Annotated in this window: 19 protein-coding genes; 10 read left to right on the forward strand and 9 right to left on the reverse strand. The window is 64.3% G+C overall.

What is annotated here, in order from left to right; all coding sequences use genetic code 11:
* The first annotated feature begins 144 nt into the window (after nucleotides 1-144).
* From uvrC to ACGYLA_RS10960, 4 genes are all read left to right on the forward strand, one after another.
* Nucleotides 145-2013: an excinuclease ABC subunit UvrC gene (gene uvrC / locus ACGYLA_RS10945; protein ID WP_394432384.1), complete on the forward strand. Its 1869-nt coding sequence runs from the start codon at nucleotides 145-147 to the stop codon at nucleotides 2011-2013.
* A gap of 85 nt (nucleotides 2014-2098) precedes the next feature.
* A complete protein-coding gene (gene pgsA, locus ACGYLA_RS10950; RefSeq protein WP_067265553.1) occupies nucleotides 2099-2764 on the forward strand; it encodes a CDP-diacylglycerol--glycerol-3-phosphate 3-phosphatidyltransferase in 666 nt (221 codons plus the stop codon).
* A complete protein-coding gene (gene moaD / locus ACGYLA_RS10955; RefSeq protein ID WP_394432386.1) occupies nucleotides 2764-3009 on the forward strand; it encodes a molybdopterin converting factor subunit 1 in 246 nt (81 codons plus the stop codon). The genes pgsA and moaD overlap by 1 nt, the downstream gene beginning before the upstream one ends.
* A 3-nt stretch (nucleotides 3010-3012) precedes the next feature.
* Nucleotides 3013-3456, forward strand: a complete 444-nt coding sequence (locus ACGYLA_RS10960) for a molybdenum cofactor biosynthesis protein MoaE (protein WP_394432388.1) — start codon at nucleotides 3013-3015, stop codon at nucleotides 3454-3456.
* Between the two features lie 9 nt (nucleotides 3457-3465).
* On the opposite strand, the gene ACGYLA_RS10965 is transcribed toward ACGYLA_RS10960, so the two are convergent.
* From ACGYLA_RS10965 to ubiA, 4 genes are read right to left on the reverse strand one after another with little or no spacing between them, the layout of a single operon-like run.
* Entirely contained in the window at nucleotides 3466-3861 is a 396-nt protein-coding gene (locus tag ACGYLA_RS10965; protein WP_271693024.1) for a VOC family protein, read from the reverse strand.
* A 23-nt stretch (nucleotides 3862-3884) separates the two neighbouring features.
* Nucleotides 3885-4208, reverse strand: a complete 324-nt coding sequence (locus tag ACGYLA_RS10970; protein ID WP_007118939.1) for a hypothetical protein — start codon at nucleotides 4206-4208, stop codon at nucleotides 3885-3887.
* Nucleotides 4195-6120, reverse strand: a complete 1926-nt coding sequence (locus ACGYLA_RS10975) for an OmpA family protein (RefSeq protein ID WP_394432390.1) — start codon at nucleotides 6118-6120, stop codon at nucleotides 4195-4197. The genes ACGYLA_RS10970 and ACGYLA_RS10975 overlap by 14 nt, the downstream gene beginning before the upstream one ends.
* A gap of 59 nt (nucleotides 6121-6179) precedes the next feature.
* On the reverse strand, nucleotides 6180-7154 hold the full coding sequence (ubiA, locus tag ACGYLA_RS10980; protein WP_394432392.1) for a 4-hydroxybenzoate octaprenyltransferase: 975 nt from the start codon (nucleotides 7152-7154) through the stop codon (nucleotides 6180-6182).
* A gap of 12 nt (nucleotides 7155-7166) precedes the next feature.
* Between ubiA and ACGYLA_RS10985 the strand changes: the two genes are divergently transcribed.
* The 3 genes from ACGYLA_RS10985 to ACGYLA_RS10995 all read left to right on the forward strand — a co-directional run bounded on the left by ACGYLA_RS10985 (nucleotide 7167) and on the right by ACGYLA_RS10995 (nucleotide 9900).
* Nucleotides 7167-7886 (forward strand): 16S rRNA (uracil(1498)-N(3))-methyltransferase, encoded by a 720-nt coding sequence (locus ACGYLA_RS10985; protein WP_394432394.1) that lies wholly within the window; start codon nucleotides 7167-7169, stop codon nucleotides 7884-7886.
* Between the two features lie 16 nt (nucleotides 7887-7902).
* On the forward strand, nucleotides 7903-8433 hold the full coding sequence (locus tag ACGYLA_RS10990) for a hypothetical protein (RefSeq protein ID WP_394432396.1): 531 nt from the start codon (nucleotides 7903-7905) through the stop codon (nucleotides 8431-8433).
* A 96-nt stretch (nucleotides 8434-8529) separates the two neighbouring features.
* The gene (locus tag ACGYLA_RS10995; RefSeq protein WP_271688211.1) at nucleotides 8530-9900 is read left to right on the forward strand and encodes a glutamate--cysteine ligase; all 1371 of its coding nucleotides are present in this window, start codon (nucleotides 8530-8532) and stop codon (nucleotides 9898-9900) included.
* A 34-nt stretch (nucleotides 9901-9934) separates the two neighbouring features.
* Here the strand turns inward: ACGYLA_RS10995 and plsY are convergent, their stop codons facing one another.
* The 4 genes from plsY to ACGYLA_RS11015 form a co-directional block, all read right to left on the reverse strand.
* Entirely contained in the window at nucleotides 9935-10543 is a 609-nt protein-coding gene (gene plsY / locus ACGYLA_RS11000) for a glycerol-3-phosphate 1-O-acyltransferase PlsY (protein ID WP_209218309.1), read from the reverse strand.
* Nucleotides 10543-11823: a dihydroorotase gene (gene pyrC / locus ACGYLA_RS11005; RefSeq protein ID WP_394432399.1), complete on the reverse strand. Its 1281-nt coding sequence runs from the start codon at nucleotides 11821-11823 to the stop codon at nucleotides 10543-10545. Before pyrC ends, plsY begins: the two co-directional genes overlap by 1 nt.
* 252 nt (nucleotides 11824-12075) lie before the next feature.
* A complete protein-coding gene (locus ACGYLA_RS11010; protein WP_394432401.1) occupies nucleotides 12076-12609 on the reverse strand; it encodes a hypothetical protein in 534 nt (177 codons plus the stop codon).
* A 56-nt stretch (nucleotides 12610-12665) separates the two neighbouring features.
* Nucleotides 12666-13613: an aspartate carbamoyltransferase catalytic subunit gene (locus ACGYLA_RS11015; protein ID WP_067265620.1), complete on the reverse strand. Its 948-nt coding sequence runs from the start codon at nucleotides 13611-13613 to the stop codon at nucleotides 12666-12668.
* Nucleotides 13614-13722: 109 nt separating this feature from the next.
* Here ACGYLA_RS11015 and ACGYLA_RS11020 point away from each other — a divergent pair, with 109 nt between their 5' ends.
* The 3 genes from ACGYLA_RS11020 to moaB are packed head-to-tail and all read left to right on the forward strand — an operon-like array spanning nucleotide 13723 to nucleotide 15633.
* The gene (locus ACGYLA_RS11020) at nucleotides 13723-14487 is read left to right on the forward strand and encodes a uracil-DNA glycosylase family protein (protein ID WP_271688207.1); all 765 of its coding nucleotides are present in this window, start codon (nucleotides 13723-13725) and stop codon (nucleotides 14485-14487) included.
* On the forward strand, nucleotides 14480-15094 hold the full coding sequence (locus tag ACGYLA_RS11025; protein WP_394432403.1) for a LysE family translocator: 615 nt from the start codon (nucleotides 14480-14482) through the stop codon (nucleotides 15092-15094). The genes ACGYLA_RS11020 and ACGYLA_RS11025 overlap by 8 nt, the downstream gene beginning before the upstream one ends.
* Nucleotides 15091-15633, forward strand: a complete 543-nt coding sequence (gene moaB, locus ACGYLA_RS11030) for a molybdenum cofactor biosynthesis protein B (protein ID WP_394411562.1) — start codon at nucleotides 15091-15093, stop codon at nucleotides 15631-15633. Before ACGYLA_RS11025 ends, moaB begins: the two co-directional genes overlap by 4 nt.
* Before the next feature lie 9 nt (nucleotides 15634-15642).
* Here the strand turns inward: moaB and ACGYLA_RS11035 are convergent, their stop codons facing one another.
* Nucleotides 15643-16455, reverse strand: coding sequence for a protein-disulfide reductase DsbD domain-containing protein (locus ACGYLA_RS11035; protein WP_394432406.1), 813 nt, complete (start codon nucleotides 16453-16455; stop codon nucleotides 15643-15645).
* Nucleotides 16456-16558 lie beyond the last annotated feature (103 nt).

A 16558-nucleotide genomic window follows, 5' to 3' on the forward strand; every position in this document is an offset into this window, starting at 1 on the left:
AAATCAGCGAACCATGTTAAAAACAAAGAGAAATCCAAGATGCCCAGAAGTTATCGGCAGAGTTATCCACATGTTTGGTGGACATGTTAAAGCTTGCCCCCATAGCCGTCCTATTGCAGCGAAGCACGAGAATCAGCGCCTGAGATGACCACGCCCAACGACAGCCCTCCGCCGCAAGGCCGAAAGGTGATTCAAGCCTATCTGAAGTCGCTCGATTCCTCGCCGGGCGTCTACCGGATGCTCGATGCGGAAAGCCGCGTGCTTTACGTCGGCAAGGCGCGGAACCTGCGGGCGCGGGTGTCGTCCTATGCGCGGCCAACGGGGCATTCGGCGCGGATCTCGCGGATGATCGCCAATACCGCCTCGATGATGTTTCTGACCACCAAGACCGAGACCGAGGCGCTGCTGCTCGAACAGAACCTGATCAAGCAGCTCAAGCCCAAGTTCAACGTGCTGCTGCGCGACGACAAGAGCTTTCCCAATATCCTTGTCACCGCCGATCACGACTACCCTCAGATCAAGAAACACCGCGGCGCGAAAAAGGAGAAGGGCAGCTATTATGGCCCCTTCGCCAGCGCGGGCGCGGTGAACCGGACGCTGAACCAACTGCAACGGGTGTTCTTGTTGCGGGACTGTTCCAACGCGATGTTCGACAGCCGCACGCGGCCCTGTTTGCAGCATCAGATCAAACGTTGCTCCGCCCCCTGTGTCGGCAAAATCTCGGCCGAGGATTATCGCGAGACTGTGCGCGATGCGGAGCGGTTTCTAGGCGGCAAATCGACGGATATTCAGGGCCGTTTGGCGCGGGACATGGAAGAGGCGTCAGAGGCGATGGAGTTCGAACGCGCCGCCGCCCTGCGCGACCGGATCAAGGCGCTGACGCAGGTTCAGACCGCTCAAGGCATCAACCCGCAGGGGGTGAACGAGGCCGACATTATCGCGCTGCACATGGAAAGCGGTCAGGCCTGCGTGCAGGTCTTCTTCATCCGCGCCAACCAGAACTGGGGCAACCACGACTATTACCCCCGGATCGGCAGCGAGATCGACGCCGCCGAGGTGTTGGAGGCTTTCATTGGCCAGTTCTACGACACCCGTGAGCCGCCCCGTCAGTTGATCCTTAGCAACGAAATCGAGAATCCTGACCTCATGGCCGAAGCGCTGAGCGGCAAGCTGGGCCGTAAGGTCGAACTGCTGGTGCCGAAACGGGGTGAGAAGGCCGAACTGGTCGACGGGGCGCTGCGCAATGCGCGCGAAAGCCTTGCCCGCAAGATGGCCGAGACAGCGACCCAGACCAAGCTCTTGCAGGGGCTGGCCGATGCCTTTGACCTGCCCAAGCCGCCGCAGCGGATCGAGGTTTACGACAACTCGCATATCCAAGGCACCAATGCCGTCGGCGCGATGATCGTGGCGGGGCCGGAAGGCATGATGAAAAACCAGTACCGCAAGTTCAACATCCGCGGCGATGACCTGACCCCGGGCGATGACTTCGGCATGATGAAAGAGGTGCTGCACCGCCGGTTCAAACGGCTTATCAAAGAAGACCCGGACCGCAGCCGCGGCCTTTGGCCCGATCTGCTGCTGATCGACGGCGGCGCGGGGCAGGTGAGCGCCGTGGCGTCTATCATGGCGCAGCATGGGGTCGAGGATATCCCCATGGTCGGCGTCGCCAAGGGCATTGACCGCGACGCGGGCAAGGAAGAGTTCCACCGCGTCGGCAAGCGCCCCATGGCGCTGCGCCACAACGATCCGGTGCTTTATTTCGTGCAGCGCTTGCGGGATGAGGCGCACCGTTTCGCCATTGGCACCCACCGTGCCAAACGGGCCAAGGGGGTCAGCGCCACGCCGCTCGACGATGTGCCGGGCGTCGGCGCTGCGCGCAAGCGTGCGCTGCTCGCGCATTTTGGTTCGGCCAAGGCGGTAAGCCGCGCGAACCTCAGCGATCTCAAGGCGGTCGAGGGCGTGTCGGATGCACTGGCCGAGACGATCTACGGCTATTTCCATGAAAAAGGCTAGGGCGGGCGGCCCCGTGGTGGCGACGGCCCGCAGGCGGGGCGGTTTCGTCCTTTCAGCCACGAACGGCGCAAGATAGGATAACGTCATGAAATGGAATTTGCCCAATATCCTGACCCTGCTCAGGCTGGTCGCGGCCCCCGGTGTGGCGGTCATGTTTCTCTATTTTACGCGTCCCTATGCCGATTGGTTCGCCCTGCTGCTCTTTGTTGGGGCGGCGGTGACGGATTGGTTCGATGGCTACCTTGCCCGCGCTTGGGCGCAGGAAACCAAACTCGGCGCCATGCTCGACCCGATTGCCGACAAGGCGATGGTGGTGATCGCGCTGATGGTGATCGTCGCCTTCTCAAGCTGGTCGCCGTGGCTGGTGCTCCCCGCCACGCTGATCCTGTTTCGCGAGGTGTTTGTCTCGGGTCTGCGGGAGTATCTGGGCGATGTCGCCGGCACGTTGAAGGTGACGCAATTGGCCAAGTGGAAGACGACATTGCAGATGATCGCCATCGCCGTGCTGTTTTCGCAAGGCGTGTTCGAACATTACCTCGGGATGAGCGTTTTCGGGATGGACCAGCAGATGATCGAAGCGATCCTTGATGGCGAGGTCGAAGATCATCTCGGGCTGGGCTGGAAACTCGCCGGGATGGAATGGGCCGGGCTGCTGGGGCTGGCGCTTTTGTGGGTCGCCGCCGTGCTGACCGCCATCACCGGCTTTGACTATCTGCGCAAGGCGCTGCCGCATCTGAAGGAGCCACGCTAATGGATGTTTTGTATTTCGCATGGGTCCGCGAACGCATCGGCCTGCCCCGCGAACGGGTCGAGAGCCAAGCCGCCACGGTGGCCGAATTGGTCGAAGAATTGCGGGGCCGGGAGGAGCGCTACGAAGTGGCCTTTTCCGACCTTTCCGCGCTGCGGGTCGCCGTGGATCAGGAATTGACCGACTTCGACGCGCCGCTAGCGGGCGCGCGCGAAGTGGCGTTCTTCCCCCCGATGACCGGGGGCTGAGCGATGCGTGTTTTGGTGCAGGAAGCGCCCTTTGATCTGGGTGAGGAGGCCGCGCGCTTTGCCAAGGGCGAGGGGAGCAGCGGCGCGATCGTGACCTTTACAGGCGTGGTGCGCGACAATGATGCGGGCACGCTGAGCGCGATGGAGATCGAGCATTACCCCGGGATGACCGAAAAGGCACTGCGCGAGATTGCGCAGCAAGCGATGGCGCGGTTCGATCTGCAGGATGCGCTGGTGATTCACCGCTACGGGCGTCTGGTGCCGGGGGAGCAGATCATGATGGTCGCCACCGCCGCGCGGCATCGCCGCCATGCGTTCGAGGCAGCGGAGTTTTTGATGGATTACCTCAAATCCCGCGCGCCGTTCTGGAAGCGCGAGATCACGGCAGAGGGTGACGCATGGGTCGCCGCAAAGGACGAAGACGAGGCCGCGCTGGAACGCTGGTGAGCTTCGGCCTCAGGCGAAGCGGCCACCTTTTTCGATGACTTCGATCTGATAGCCATCGGGGTCTGCCACGAAAAAGAACTTCGCCACGGTCTCTCCGGCGGGGCGGAAATCAACGATCTCGCGCGGGGTGGCACCGGCCTTGATCGCGGTCTCGCGCGCTGCTTCAAGGTCGTCAACCACGAAAGCCAGATGGCCATAGCCGTCGCCCAGATCGTAAGGGGTCTCGCGGTCCTTGTTGACGGTCAATTCCAGCTCGAAGGCGCCCGTGGCATCGCGCAGGTAGATCAGGGTGAAACTGTCGAAATCCAGACGGTCCGCGATTTTCAGCCCGAACACGTCTTCGTAGAACTTTACCGATGCCGCCTCATCAAAGACACGGATCATGGAATGGGCGAGTTTGGCCATGGCAGGGCTCCGAAGGTCTGGGGTTAGGCTTTCTGACGTTCGATATAGGCGCGCATTTCCTCGGCCTCATGGCGGGCGTCGCGCAGCCCGTCCATCGCGGCGCGCAGCTCAGCCTCGGTCTGGGCCAGTTGGTTGGTCAACTCGGCCTCGCGCTGTTGCAGGTAGGTGATCGCCTGATCGCGGGTTTCCTCGGCTTCGTGCAGCTCTTGGCTCATCCGGTCCAGCTGGGCCACGTCATCGGCGGCCACGCGGGTAAAGCGGTTCAGCAGCCAATTGGCGAACCATCCCATGCAGAAGGCCACGAAAAGAATGATGGCTGTTGCCAGGACAAACTCAGTTCTGCTCATCACCGCTGCCTTCTTCGGTTTCGTCGGATTCCCCGATCTCTTCTGCCGTGGTATCGCCCGTTTCTTCAGCAGATTCCAGCGCTGTTTCGTCCTCGGGGGTCTCGGCCTCGGGCTGGATCAGGCGGAATTCGATGCGGCGGTTGGCTTCGCGACCCTCTTCGGTCTTGTTGTCTGCGATGGGGTTTTCCTCGCCATAGCCTTTGGCCACGAAGGAGGAGGTCAGCACCCGGCGCGCGCGTAATTCGTTCAAAACCGATTCCGCGCGGCTTTGCGAGAGTGACAGGTTCATCGATTCGCGGCCCTGACTGTCGGTGTAGCCCTGAATCTCCAGCCGGATGTCGCCGCAGTTTTTCAGCACCTCGGCGATATCGTCCATCGTCCCGAGCGCGGAGGCGTCAATCGTGGCGCTGCCCGGCTCAAAGGTGATCTTGCCGATCTTCAGGATTTCGCGAATTTCGGCTTCGCATTCTTGGGGTGTCGGCAGGCCCGCGATGGGGTCGAGCTTTTCTTGATAGGTGATGTCGATGCTGTAATCCGCCCCTTCGCCCAGCTTATCGGCCAAAAGCGAGGCGACGGTGGTGTTGGCGTCCTTGTTGCCGGTGTTGCCCATCACCTCAAGCCGGTCAGGCGTGACTTTGACAGAGCCGTTGGCGAGGGAGGCCATGGCCTCAAGCCCGGTCAGGACGCGGGTGGCCCAATCGCCCGGCAGGTTCTCGTCCAGCCGCGCGGCGGTATAGACGTTGGCCGAGCCGAAATGCGATTTCGCGTAGCTGTCTGCCAGATCGCGCAGCCCCTCGTTTGAGAGCCGTCCGCGCAGTTGCACCTGTCCCTCGGGCGAGAGGGTCGCGGTAAATTCGGGCGGGCCTGCGTCAGGGTCTTCGACCTCGGGCAGTTTCGCGGTCAGGGCAAAGACATCGGGAAGCGCGTTTTCCAATTCGCCCACCACGCGGTCGAATGTGGTGGACTCGGTGCCCGGTGCGGCCAGCAAGGTTATGTCCGCATCGGCGAAAGAGATGCTGCCTTGGCCCAGGCGGCGCAGCGCGTCGATGGTCAGCGCCACGGCGCGGCCCCAGTTCGGGCTGGGCACGCCCAGACCGATGGTGCAATCGGCGCTCTCAGGCGCGCCGGCGGTGATGCCCGCTTTCAAGATACGGTCGGCGGCGGCTTCGGTATCGGCAGAGCAGGCATCGAAACGCGCGCCTTCCGCGTCGATCTCAAACCGCAAGGTAAAGGGCGTGATCACCGGGCGCGGGGCCGCGATGTCCAGTCGCAGCCGCAGGCTGGGCGGGGCCGCACGTTGCAGCTTGCGTTCCATCTGCGTCTTAGCGGCGGCGCTGTCGGCGATGGCGGTGATGGTCACGCGCCCCGCATCAACCGAGGCTTTAGCCCGGGGCAGATCGGCCATCGCCTGCACGGCAAAGCTCAGCGCGTCTTCCCAGCCTTCGGGCGCAGGATAATCCGCGGATTCCAGAAGATCGGTGACCGAGGCGTCGCCCGCCATGTCGCCAAAGGCATCGATCACCGCCTCGCGGTCGGTGCTGGTGGGGATCAGGCCGATGATCGAGATGCCCGCGTCATTGCGCAGCACCTCGGCAGAGAAACGCGGCGGGGCGATGCCGGATTGGGCCTCGACCTCCATCTCGTCGATGACGCGGGCGGCGTCGACCACGGTGCCTGCGGTCGACAGGGCGCGAAAGCGCACGGCCTCGGTCGGCGCGATCCCGGCGAGGGTGACCTGCAAGCCATCGGCCTGCACTTCGGCCCATGTCATGCCCTGCGCGTCCAGCGCGTCACGTACGCCGATTTCCGAGGTGTCTTCGATCAGTTGCACCGAAAAGCTCGCCGCCACCAGAGAGACCACCGCTGCGGCTGCAAAGGTCAGGGCGATCGTGAAAATGGCGGAGAGGCGCATGGGCGGACTTCTGATTGTTAAGCTTGCGACTTGATACGCGCGTCCTGTCGGGGGTGCAATCAGGCCAGCAAGCTTGCCGCGAAAAACAACAGCGGGATCATGCCGGTATCGCGGTTGGCCCGGAAGAGCTGCAAGAGCTTGGCATTGTCCTTGGTATCCAGCCCGCGCAGCTGCCATGCCATATGCCATCCCATTGCCCAGGGCCCGCCAAGGGCCAGCGCCAGCGCCAGTACCGAGGCTTGGGGCAGCCCGGCATAGATCACGGCAATCCCCATCAGCCCCACCGTGGCCATCAGGAAGCGCCGCAGCCATTTGCCGGAATTCTCACCAAAGAGGCGGGCGGTGGATTTCACGCCGATCAGCGCGTCATCCTCGGCATCCTGATGGGCATAGATCGTGTCATAAAACAGCGTCCAAGCGATGCCCGCGAAGTAGAGCACCACGGCAGGCGCATGCAGCGTGCCCGCATGGGCCGTCCAAGCCAGCATGGCGCCCCAGTTAAAGGCGAGGCCCAGAAAGACCTGCGGCCACCAAGTGAAACGTTTGGCAAAGGGGTAGATCGCCACCGGCAGCAGCGCCAGCACGCCCATGGCGATGGCCGCTTGGTTGAAAGACAGCAGGATCAGCAGTGCCAGCAGCATCTGCCCCACCATCCACGCCAGCGCCTGTTTCACCGATACCGCGCCCGAGGGGATGGGCCGCAGCCGGGTGCGGGCGACCTTGCCGTCGATATGCCGGTCGGTGATGTCGTTCCACGTGCAGCCTGCGCCGCGCATCAGGAAAGCGCCGATGCCGCAGCCTGCGAAGATCCACAGATCCTCCCACCGCGGCGACTGGTCGAAGAGGATCGCAAGGCTCAGCCCCCACCAGCAGGGCAGCAGCAGCAGCCATGTGCCAATGGGCCGATCCGCGCGGCTCAGCCGCAGGTAGGGGCGCAGCCCCGCCGGGGCGTGACGGTCGACCCAATTGTCGGCCACCGCATCGGCAACAGGCGCATCGGGCGTAGCATCTGGCGAAGGCGGCTGGTTGTGCATATATCTGGCCCTATGAACGCGAAAATCAGATTGTATGTAGATCAGCCCTTGGGGCAGGGGCAAACGGTTCCTTTGGCGCGCGAGCAGGCGCATTACCTCTTTGGGGTGATGCGGCTCTCGGTCGGGGCCGGGGTGCTTTTGTTCAACGGGCGCGATGGCGAATGGCTGGCCGAGGTCGCTGAGGCGGGCAAACGCGGCGGGGTGCTGACCTGTGTCGAACAGACCCGGCCTTTGCAAATGCCGCCGGATCTATGGCTGCTCTTTGCCCCGATCAAAAAGACCCGCACCGATTTCATTGTCGAGAAAGCGGCTGAGATGGGGGCCGCGCGCATCGTGCCGGTCATGACCGAATTTACCAACGCAGGCCGCGTGCAGCAGCCGCGCCTTCAGGCCCATGCGGTTGAGGCGGCAGAGCAATGCGGCGGCACCTATGTGCCGGAAGTGGCCGAGGCCGAGAAGCTGGGCCGGTTGTTGGATCAGTGGGACAGCAGCCGTCAGATCATGTTCTGCGATGAGGCTTTGGCCGGGGAAAGCGGCGCACTGCCGACGGATGCGCAGGGGCCATGGGCCATCCTGATCGGCCCCGAGGGCGGCTTTTCCGAGGGCGAGCGCAAACGGCTGCACAGTTTCGATCACGCCCATGCGGTCACGCTCGGCCCGCGCATCCTGCGGGCCGATACGGCGGTCGTGGCGGCGATGACCATGTGGCAGCAGGCTTTGGGAGATTGGTGATGCGAAGGGTGGCCCGATGAGTTTCCTGCGCCAAGGCGCTCGCGATCAGCTTTGGCGCTGGCGCGAAGCGATTGTCGGCGGCGGGCTGATGGGCCTTGGCCTTTGGCTGGTCGCGGGGCCGGGGTTCCTGCTGGCGGTGCCGGGCTATGCGGCGCTGGCAGGCGGTGCCGCGCTGATCTGGCTTGGTGTGCAACGCGCGCGCTTTCGCGGGCAGGGCGATGGCGCGGGCGCGGTGCAGGTCGTCGAAGGGCAGATCACCTACTTTGGCCCGCTGACCGGCGGCACGGTCGCCCTGCGCGAGTTGCAGCGGCTGAGCCTCGACCGGCAGATGTTTCCGGCCCATTGGCGGCTTGAGCCGCGCGACGATGAGAAGCCTTTGTTGATCCCGGTGAACGCCGCAGGCTCCGAGGCGCTGTTTGATGCTTTCGCCGCCCTGCCGGGCCTGCGCACCGAGAGGATGCTCTTTGAGCTACGCAAGACCCGCCATGACGCCGTTGTGATCTGGGAGCGCGCGCAGCTGCGCCCGGCGCATGTCTTGCTGCATTGACAGCCCCGGCAAATCCGCCCATCCCTGCTAGACGCGACGCCACGTCGACAACTTAGAAGACACCCAAGACGATCCTTCAAAACGGAGCCCTCGCATATGTCCATTCCTCAATCCGGCGGCGGCCCGATCGAACATCACGACCAGATGGCGCAGTATCTGGCGGACGGCTGCAAGCCGCGCGAGCAGTGGCGCATCGGCACCGAGCATGAGAAGTTCGGCTATTGCAAGGACACGCTCAAACCGCTCCCCTATGAGGGGGAACGCTCGATCCGGGTGATGCTGGAAGGGCTGCGCGACCGCCACAATTGGTCCCCTGTCGAAGAGGGTGGCAAGCTGATCGGGCTTGAGAAAGACGGGGCCAACATCAGCCTTGAGCCGGGCGGCCAGTTGGAACTCTCGGGCGCCCCGGTCGAGACCATTCACGAGACCTGCGATGAGGTGAACACCCACCTGCGCGAGGTGAAAGACGTGGCGGATGAGATCGGCGTCGGTTTCATCGGTCTGGGGGCCGCGCCCGAATGGTCGCATGAGCAGATGGACCTGATGCCCAAGGGCCGCTACAAGCTGATGGACGGCTATATGCAAAAGGTCGGCACCATGGGCACCACCATGATGCGCCGCACCTGTACCGTTCAGGTCAACCTGGACTTCGCGAGCGAGGCCGACATGGTGCAGAAGATGCGCGTCGCCGTGGCGATGCAGCCCATCGCCAATGCGCTTTTCGCCAATTCCCCCTTCCTCGACGGCAAGCCCAACGGCGTGAAATCCACCCGCGGTCTGGTCTGGCGGCATCTGGATGACGCGCGTACGGGCATGATCCCCTTCGTTTTCGATGAGGGCTTCGGCTTTGAGGCTTGGGTGCAATACGCGCTCGATGTGCCGATGTATTTCGTCTACCGCGACGGCAAGTATATCGACGCGCTTGGCCAGTCCTTCCGCGACTTTTTGAAAGGCGAGTTGCCCGCGCTGCCCGGCGAGAAGCCGACGCTGAGCGATTGGGCCGACCACCTGACCACGCTCTTCCCCGAAGCGCGGGTCAAGAAGTTCATTGAGATGCGCGGCGCTGATGGCGGCCCGTGGCGGCGGCTCTGTGCCCTGCCGGCCTTCTGGGTGGGGTTGATGTATGACCAAAGCGCGCTGGATGGGGCGTGGGATCTGGTCAAAGGCTGGGATGCCGAGACACGGGAAGAGTTGCGCATCGCCGCCTCCACCCACGGCCTTCAGGCTGAGGTGGGCGGGCTCAAGATGCATGATCTGGCGCGCGAGGCCGTGGCCCTGTCAGAGGCGGGGCTGAAAGCCCGCGCCCGTCCTGGTGCCGGTGGGCTGGTGCCGGACGAGACGCATTTCCTCAACGCCCTGCGCGACAGCATCGAGACGGGCCGCGTGCCTGCTGACGATCTGTTGGCGGATTACCACGGCCCCTGGAACGGCGATCTGAGCCGTATCTACGCGGAATATTCCTACTGAACGGGAAAGAGGCTGATGCCGCCCTCGGGCGGTGTCAGCCTTTCTGGCCGATGCGCGATTCCGTGCCTGCGCGGATCCGGCGGATATTGTCGCGGTGACGCCAAAAGATCAGCAATGTCAGGGCGATGCCCAAAAGCAGCATTTCCCCGTAGCCAAGGAAGACCAGCAGGAAGGTCGAGCTTGCTGCCGCCGCCAGTGCGGATAGGGACGAGATGCGCGAGAGTGCCGCCGTCGCCAGCCAGACCGCACAGCAGGCCAGCCCGACGGGCCAAGCCAGCGCCAGCATGAGGCCCAGAAAGGTCGCCACACCCTTGCCGCCGCGAAAGCCTAGCCAGACCGGGTAGCAATGGCCGATCATCGCGCCAAGCGCCGCCGCCTGCGCCGCATCCTCGCCCGCGAAGGCGCGGGCCAGCAGCACCGCCACGGCCCCTTTGGCACCGTCCAGCAACAGGGTCAGCGCCGCCGCCTTCTTGTTGCCGGTGCGCAGCACGTTGGTCGCGCCGATATTGCCCGATCCTATGCTGCGCAGGTTGCCTAGCCCCATTAGCCGCGCCAGCAACATGCCAAAGGCGATAGAGCCGATGACATAGCCTGCCAGCGCCCAGAAAAGGATCAATTCAACGGAAGTCTCGATTGGGGGCATCAATTCGCCTCGTAAACGCAGGAACCTGCTACATAAGTTGCCACGACCTTACCCTGCATCCGCATCCCGTCAAAGGGCGTGTTGCGGGATTTCGACCGCAGCGTCGCGCGGTCCAGCACGAAGGGCGCGTCGGGGTTGAACAGCACCATATCCGCAGGCGCCCCCACGGCAATCCGCCCGCCGGGCAGGCCGAGGCGTTTGGCCGGGTTCAGCGACAGCGCGCGCCAGAGCGTGGGCAGGTCCATCATCTCGGCATGGACCAGACGCATCGCGGCGGGCAGCAGCGTCTCCAGCCCCACCGCGCCGCTGGCGGCCTCCTCGAAGGGCAGGCGTTTGCTCTCTTCGTCCTGCGGGGTGTGCATGGAGCAGATGATGTCGATCAGGCCGCTGGCCACGGCTTCGACCACGGCAAGGCGGTCTTCCTCATCGCGCAGCGGCGGCTTCACCTTGAAGAAGGTGCGGTAGTCGGCCACGTCGAGTGCGTTCAGCGTGAGGTGGTGAATGCCGACACCGGCGGTGATGTCGAGCCCGTTGCGCTTGGCGCGTTCCAGCGCGGGCAGGGCGCGGGCGGTGGTGATCTGGTCGGCGTGGTAGCGCGCGCCGGTCATCTCAATGAGGGCGATGTCGCGGTCCAGCCCCATCCGCTCGGCCATGGGCGAGACGGCAGGTAAGCCGCGCAATGAGGCGAATTTGCCAGAGGTGACGGTCGCCCCCTTGCTCAGCCCCGGATCCTGCGGGTGGGCGATGACCAGCGCGCCGAGGCTGCGGGCATAAGTGAGCGCGCGGGAGAAGACCTTGGTATCCGTCACCACGCGGTCGCAATCGGTGAAGGCAGCGGCGCCGGCGTCCATCAGAAAGCCGATCTCGGTCATCTCGCGCCCCTCGCGGCCCTTGGTCAGCGCGGCCATGGGCACGACGTTCACCGGTGCTGCCTCATTGGCGCGGCGGGTGACAAATTCCAGCGTCTCGGGGCTGTCGATGGCCGGATCGGTGTCCGGGCGCGTGACCATGGTGGTCACCCCGCCCGCTGCTGCCGCCAGCCCTGCAGAGCGGTAGCTCTCCTTGTGCCGCTCACCCGGTTCGCAAACTTTCACGCCAATGTCGATAATGCCGGGGGCGAGGATATGACCACCGCAATCAACCAGTTCCGCGCCCTCGGGCGTTGTGGCCCCATCGCCCAAAACCTCGGCAATCACCCCGTTGCGGACCAGAACCGCAGCAGGCTCAAGCGTGCCAGCCTGAGGGTCGAGAAGGCGCAGATTGGTGAAGAACTGGGTCATGGGCGGGCCTTTGGTGCGATAGCGGATGCGCCGCTGTCATGCCCCAAATCGCCCCCCAAACCAAGCGGTCTTTTGGGCGCGGGCGCGGCGCACGCGCCGCTAGCCGCCAATCCAAATCATCAACCCGACCACGCAAAAGGCCACCAAAAGGGCGACCATGGCGATGCGGCCAGACATTTTCGGATCGTGTTCAGGTTCTTGCATGGGCCAGATGTAGCCCGCCAGCCCCAAGGGGGCCAGCGGTTTTCGCGCTTAGGCCAGCAGCCACCAAATAATCAGCAGGATCAGTACGGCCACGGCGACGATCACCATGGTCTTGCCGCCGCCGCCCTTGGCGGGCTCGGACGGGGCGACGCGGGGGATGCCGGTGTAGGGCTGGGCGGCTTCGGCCTCCATCGCCTGCACCGGTGTGTCGGGGCCGCCTTCGGTATAGGTGCCGATATGGGTCAGCGCCGGGATCGGGGCCAGTTGCAGCGATTGCCCGGCGAAGGCGCGGGAATAGACGATCATCACCCAACCATCGAGCGCGGCAAGCTTGCTGCGGTCCGTCTCGATCTGCTCGGGTTTTACGCCATTGCCATCGCGCAGATAGCCCGCAAGCCCCAGTTGATCGAGGTCGGCCACCCGGAAGACCTCTGTATAGGCCGCGTCGATCCGTTCGACCCCGAGGGCCGCGGCCTGAGCGGTCTCATCATCGCGCATCGCCCGCGCTTCGGCATCCGAGAGGGAGAGGGCATAGACGCGGACCTTGCCAGCTTCTTGCGGGGCGACTTCTGTATGGGGCATGACGGCTTCCTTTGACTGTTCTCAGGAAAACGCCGCTTGGCCCGTCGGGGTTCCGGTCAGGCCGCGCCGGGTTGGGCGGCGATGTGGTTGCGCGCCAGCAGGTCCATCGCGGCCATGCGCACGGCGACGCCCATCTCGACCTGATCCTGAATGACGGAACGGTTGATGTCGTCGGCCAAAGTGCCGTCAATCTCCACCCCGCGGTTCATCGGGCCGGGGTGCATGACGATGGCGTCGGGGCTGGCATGGGCGAGCTTTTCGGCATCCAGCCCATAGCGGTGGTAATACTCGCGCTCCGACGGGATAAAGCCGCCATCCATCCGCTCTTTCTGAAGCCGCAGCATCATCACCACATCGACACCTTCGAGCCCCTTTTTCATGTCGTCGAAGACCTCGACGCCGAATTGGTCGATCTGGCTGGGCATCAGGGTCGGCGGGCCGACAAGGCGGATGCGGTTTTCCATCTTGCCCAGCAAGAGGATGTTCGACCGCGCCACACGGCTATGCGCGATGTCGCCGCAGATGGCGATGCTGAGCCGGTGCAGCCGCCCCTTGGCGCGGCGGATCGTCAGCGCGTCCAGCAGCGCCTGCGTGGGGTGTTCGTGCCGCCCGTCGCCTGCGTTCAGCACGGCGCAATTCACCTTTTGGGCCAGCAGGTCCACCGCGCCGGACTGGGGGTGCCGTACCACCAGCAGATCTGGGTGCATGGCGTTCAGCGTCATCGCCGTGTCGATCAGCGTCTCACCCTTTTTGATTGAACTGGCCTGCATAGCCATATTCATCACATCTGCGCCAAGACGTTTGCCCGCGATCTCGAAACTCGCCTGCGTGCGGGTGGAGTTCTCGAAAAACATGTTGATCTGCGTCAGCCCGCGCAGCGCGTCGGAATGTTTGTTCGGCTGGCGGTTCCGGTCGGCATAGGTGTCGGCCAAGTCCAGAAGGGTGGTAATGTCGGATTGCGAGAGCTGCTCGATGCCAAGCAGGTGGCGATGGGCGAATGACATGGTGGCGATCCCTTCTGCTGTTGCCGCCTTATAGGCGCGGGTGCCTTGGCGCGTAAAGCGCAGCGATAGGGCATTTCGCCCCCCGCCCTCAGGGCGTAAGCTGCGGGTCATGGAATCATTCGATTATCATCAGGCGGCAGAGATGCTGGCGTGGCAGGTCGAGCTTGGCGCGACCGAGGCGATCTGCGACGCGCCGGTCAACCGCTATGAGGTGCCCGCAAGCCCGCCCAAGGCCAGCGCCAAACTGGCCAAAGGGCCGCAGCCCCTGCAAGCCTCTGAGCAACCCGACCCGGTGGCGCTGGCCCGCCGCGCCGCGCAGTCCGCGCAGACATTGGAAGAGCTGCGCGCCGCGATCCAAGGGTTCGAGCATTGCGAGCTGCACAAGGGCGCGCGCAATCTGGTTTTCGCCGATGGGGTGCCCGGCGCGCCGCTGATGATCTTGGGCGAATCCCCCGACCGGGACGAAGACCGCGCGGGCAAGCCCTTCGTGGGGCGGGCGGGTCAGATGCTCGATCGGATGCTGGCGGCGATCGACATGGGGCGCGACCGCAATGTCTATCTGTCGAACATCCTGCCGTGGCGCACGCCGCAGGGGCGCGACCCAAAGCCAGATGAGATCGCGATGATGCGCCCCTTTGTGCAGCGTCATATCGAATTGGCCAAACCCAAGGTTCTGGTGCTCTTTGGCAATTGGTCTTGTCAGTCGCTTTTGGAAAAACGCAGCATCATGCGGCTGCGCGGCAATTGGACCAAGGCCGCCGATCTTTCTTGCATGCCGATGGTGCATCCCGGCTACCTGCTGCGCAATCCCGAGGCCAAGCGCGAGGCTTGGGCCGATTTGCTTAGCGTTCAGGCCAAGCTGCGCGATGGTTGATGCGCTGACCCTTCTGGCCTTCGTGCCCGCCGCCTTGGCGCTGAACCTCACGCCGGGGGCGGATATGATGTTCTGCCTTGGGCAGGGGCTGCGTTCGGGCCCGCGCGCCGCATTGGCGGCGAGCGCGGGGATTTCGGCGGGCGTGCTGGTGCATGTGGCTTTGGCCGGGTTGGGGCTGGGCGCGGTCGTCGCGGCGCTGCCTTGGGCGCTGGACATGATCCGCTGGCTCGGCGTGGCCTATCTGCTCTGGCTTGCGGTGCAAACGCTGCGGCAGGCTGGAAAGCCGCGCGATACGACGCCCGGCATGGGCGGTTGGCGCGCTTTCAACACCGGTTTCGCCGTCAATCTGACGAACCCCAAGGTGATCCTTTTCGTGCTGGCCTTCCTGCCGCAATTCGTTGTGCCCGAGGCCGGGCCGGTCTTGGCGCAGTTCCTGACCTTTGGTGCGGTGCTGGCTCTGGGCGGTTTCGTCATCAACGGCGCGGTTGGGGTATTTGCCGCTGGCATCGGGCGGCGGCTGGCTGGGGGCGGGCGTGTGCTCGGCTGGATCAGCAGCGGTATTTTCGTGGCAATGGCCGGGCGTTTGGCAATGATGGAGCGGACATGAGCAGGATCGATGACAGCCGGGCGTTCATCCCCGTAAGAATCGCTGTGCTGACCGTTTCGGACAGCCGCAGCTTGGCCGAAGACCGCTCGGGCGATGTATTGGTCGCGCGGATTGAAGCGGCGGGCCATGTGCTGGCCGCCCGCGAGATCGTGACCGACGACCGCCCCGCCATCGCGGCGCAACTGCGCGACTGGTGCGCGGACCCTGAGATTGACGTGGTAATCAGCACCGGCGGCACTGGCCTCACGGGGCGCGACGTGACGGTCGAGGCGCACCGCGATGTCTATGAGAAAGAGATCGACGCCTTCGGCACGGTCTTCACCATGATCTCAATGGAGAAGATCGGCACCAGCGCGGTGCAAAGCCGTGCGACGGGCGGCGTGGCGCAGGGGACATATCTATTTGCGCTGCCGGGCAGCCCGGGTGCCTGTAAAGATGCGTGGGACGGTATCCTTCTGAAACAGTTGGACTACCGCCACATGCCCTGCAACTTCGTCGAGATCATGCCGCGGCTGGACGAGCATCAGCGCCGCAAGTAGCGCGCGGGTTTAGCCCGTGGTGCAGCCCGTCACCTCGACCGCGTGGTTCTTGCCAATCACCGTGATCCGAATGGCGGAGCGGTCGAGCGCCAGCGCGGTGCCATTCTCGGCGATCATCTCACCGCTGGCGATAAGCGTATTGCCCGACCGCTGGCTCACTGTCTCGCTCATCCACATGTTGGGATTGCCGGGTTCGATCACCACGGTCTCCTTACCCCCGGCAGAGGGCAGGGCCAGCCGGGTTTCGATCTCCAGCCCACGCGCGGTGGGGCGCAGACTACAATGGGCGCTTTTCAGACCAGCTTCGGCCCCGGAATAGGGCCGCGCGGCAAAGGCGGCGGCGATGGCCGGGGTGGGCTTGCTGTCGCGGGTGTCAAGCAGGGCGCGCAGGTGGATGGTCTGCGGCAGGCAGATGTCGCTGCAGACGCCAAGGTCGATGCTGGTGTCTAATGTCACCGGCGCACCGGGGCTGCGCGGGGTAATGGTCAGCGGCAAGATCACCTCGCGGGCATAGCCGATGGAGTTCACCCCGCCTTGGTCAAAGACCTTGGGCGCGGGCCATGTGATCTGCACATCGCGCAGGTTGTCCGAGCCGGACCAATCGAACTCCGGCGGAATGCCCGCGTCACCGGGGCTGCGCCAATAGGTCTTCCACCCCGGTGCCATGCGCAGCCGTATCGCCGCCACCCGCCGCCCGTCAGACTGCTGCCAACCAGTGAGCAGATCGCCCTGCAAGGGCGTGCCGACAGCATCCTGCGCCGCGGCGGGCAGGATGAGGGCGAGACAGGAGAGAAGGGCGGAAAAGAAGCGCGATATGGTCATGCGGTCTTGATGCGGTATCCATCCGCGCCTGCCAAGTCACATTTGCATCATCCATGTTTCGCTGATGCGGCGGACGGTGGGGCGCCTCTCTTGTTTTGTGGGG

Source organism: Sulfitobacter sp. 1A13679 (assembly GCF_043557115.1).
In the GTDB taxonomy this organism is placed as follows: Bacteria; Pseudomonadota; Alphaproteobacteria; order Rhodobacterales; family Rhodobacteraceae; genus Sulfitobacter; species Sulfitobacter faviae.